Raw genomic sequence first — 3304 nt, 5'->3', positions numbered from 1 at the left:
GTGAAAGTGACTGAAGTTGGGGAAACTGTTCCTTCGGCGGTGTTATCGCTGGTTAAACCTACAGTCACATCTGCCGTTGGCTGACTGTTGAGTTGAACTGTAAATGTAGCTTTCCCACCAGCCTCAGTGGTAGTTAATCCTGTGGTGGGTGTGATATTAATACCAGCAGTATCATTGTCACTAATCGTCACACTTTGGTTACTGGTAGTTCCTAATGCTATTCCTGTTGACGGGTTGCTAATTGTTAAAGTAGCTGTTTCCGCACCTTCAGCAATCAAATCATCATTAACTGTAATGGTTACTTGCCCTGTATTACTGCCATCTGGGATGGTTATTTGAGTAGGAATAGCACCAGTAAATTCAGCAGCACTAGCAGTACCAGTTAATGCTAAATCAATGGTTTGAGCACCGACGACATTACTTTCAGCAGTAGCGGTAAAGGTAATAGCTGTTTTCCCGGCTTCGCTGGCAGTAGTTGTGCTGGCAGTGAGGTTAACTTTCGGTGCGGGAATGGTGATATTAAAGGTGGCTATATCGGAAAGGTCAACACCAGTATTCGCCGTACCACCGTTATCTTGCAGTTGTACACTAACGGTGGCAGTACCGGGTTTGCCAGTGGGAGTGTAGGTCAGCGTGCCATTGGTTGCTACACTTGGTTGAGTTGTAAATAGGGTGTTGTTGGTGTTAGTAACCGTGTAGTTGCTAACTGTTTGAGTGGCTTCATCGGCGGGACCGAAAGTAACGCTATTTACCCAATTACTGACGGTTTGAAGTGTGTTTGTCCAAGCTGTTAGGGTTTGATTGCCTAAGTTAGTGAAACTGGGTTTGTCGTTGACGGGGGTAACGGTGATGGCTGCGGTGTCGGTAGCGGTGCTGAAGACTGTGCTACTGCCGTTGGTGGTGCTATCAGCGGTGCCGCCGTTGGTGCCAGAGAGCGTATCCCAGGCGCGGAAGGTGATGCCGTTGGTGACGGTGCCGTTGTAGTTGGCGTTGGGTTGGAAGTAAATGCGGGTATTGGCATTGGCGGTGAGTAGGCGAGCATTGGTATTGGATACGGAGCCCAAGGCGTTCCAAGTAGTACCTCCATCTATGGTGTAAAACCAACTGCCGTTAGTGTCGGCGGCGGTGATGGCGATGCCTGCCACTGCGCCAATGTCGGGGTCGGTGATGTTTGTACCTATAGCAGCAATAGATGAGATGAGGTTGCCGACAGCGCCAGTGGGAGCACTGGAGTCTTCTAGGATGTTGGTGAGGGTGACGGTGGTATCGGCAAGGGCGGGTGCAGTGTTGATGCTGCCGTAAACATCGTTATTATCTTGGTTAACTCCTTGACCGTTGGCGGGGGTGTTGGCAGCGGGAGTGCCAGCTTGGTTGGCAGCGGTGTTGCCGGTGAAAGTTGCTCCCAATGACATGACAGTGGGTAGCGCGGTGGGCATTCCCTGGTTGACGCTAGTGGGGCTGGAAAGAGAACGCATGGCAAAAATTGCCCCACCCTTGCCTCGACCGGGTCTGTAACCCGTACCGCCTGTAGCAGTGTTGTCGGTAAATGTGGTGCTGTCAAGGATGAGAGTACCTTGACGGATGAATACTGCACCCCCCATGCCCGCACCGCCGTAGCCACCGGCTCTGCCACCGCCGTAGCCACCGTTGGTCTCGATAAACGAGAAGCCGGCTCTGCCGAAGCCGGCACCACCACCGAAGCCACCTTGACCCCCCTCACCTTGGCCGAATCCACCGTAACCGTCAGGGCGGTCCTTATCGGGGTCGCCGCCGCGGCCGCCTCGGCCGTAGCCTCCGCCTCCGCCGAAGCCGCCGTCTCCGCCTCTGCCTCTGCCTCCGGTGCCGTTGTCGCCGTAGCCAATGCCGCCGTATCCGTTGCCGCCGTTGCCACCGAAGCCGCCGTAACCTCCGGTGCCGTTGCCGCCGTTGCCGTTGCCCGCGAAGCCGCCGAAGCCGCCGAAGCCGTTGCCGCCGTTGCCACCGTAGCCGTTGCCGCCGTTGCCACCGAAGCCGCCGTTGCCGCCGTTGCCGTTGCTGGCGTTGCCGTTACTGCCGTTGCCGTTACTGCCAGTCTGGTTGGCACCATTATTAGCCGGATTGACAGGCACAAAATTAGCGCTGCCACCTCTGCCACCTCTGATACCATTTCCGCCAATGGCAGAGTTACTAGAAAAGGTGACAGAATTCAGGCTGACTGTGCCGTTATAAACAAACAAGCCACCCCCCATACCTGCGCCTCCACCACTACCATCTCCGCCCTGGGCACGACCCCCCCTCATGGTCATGTTGGTGAAACTGACGTTTCCAGACTTCACAAAGAAGAGGCGAACGTCACCCGTATCATTGATGCTATTGTTATTGGCATCTCCACTGACTATAAAACCGCCACCACTAAAAGCGATATTGCTATCGATTAGCTGATTCGGAATTTGCGTAAACGTGACATTTGTTTGGAGAGTAATTGTGTCATCTCCGGCTGCGGTATTCGCATCTAAAATTGCTTTGCTCAATGTGCCTGCTACAGTGCCCGTGCCATCATCGGTTGCCACTGTGACATTAAAATTCGCCAGTGTATAGTCATAATCTTCCATCGCCTGGCGATTAAACGGTACGGCGGATTCAATCTGACCCGTTACTATTTCTAAATCCCAGTCGCCACCTTTAACTGCATTTCCCGTCAAGTCGTTAGAGGCTGCGACATCTGCACCTGTGAGTTCACTCAATCGCTTGACAAAATTATTGCCAGTTTCTGTGGCGGCTACATCGCATCCATAAAGTAGGATATCGCCATTTTCAGTCAGAGCATTTCCCCACTGTTTTAGCTGGGTGTTGAAAGTTTCTATATCATTCTCATTGAGTACGTCGGCACCGAGTTGGAAACTGCCTTGGTTGCCGTGAGAAAGGATATGCACGGCGTCTATGTCTTTTTGATTGGCTAAGGCGTTTGTAATTTGTTCGATGCCGCTCAAATTGTCATTTAAAATAACAATTTGAGCGGCATCGGCGTTTTGAATAAGGCTTTGATAGTCTTGTACGGATGAGTCTACGAAAATAATTTGGTTGTTCACGGTAGATTACCTGATAGTTTTTGCTTGGTCTTAGATCTCAATACTGGTCAAAAATTTATGTTAATTTTGCTTTCGCTACAATGGCGCTGGCGCGGCTATATGTTGCATCGGTCCAAAAAGATAAGCCATCAAATCGCTCAAACAAATCGGGGGGCAAAACAGGGTAAACGCATCTTAATTTCAACCTCAAACATGATAAGATGAAGTGTTTAGCTAAATCAAGTGCGTAATTGATA

1 protein-coding gene and 1 pseudogene are annotated in these 3304 nt (G+C 51.4%); both read right to left on the bottom strand.

Features of this window, described 5'->3' with window-relative positions:
* Positions 1-3068: DUF4347 domain-containing protein (locus QUA88_RS16435; protein WP_333272644.1), on the bottom strand; the 3068-nt coding region annotated here is incomplete at its 3' end.
* 55 nt (positions 3069-3123) lie between these two features.
* A pseudogene (locus QUA88_RS16430) lies at positions 3124-3304 on the bottom strand (hypothetical protein); the annotation flags it as partial.

The organism is Microcoleus sp. D3_18_C2 (assembly GCF_036702395.1).
GTDB lineage: Bacteria > Cyanobacteriota > Cyanobacteriia > Cyanobacteriales > Microcoleaceae > Microcoleus.
The sequence above is the reverse complement of the archived record's forward strand: the minus strand, read 5'-3'. Positions and strand labels throughout refer to the sequence as shown.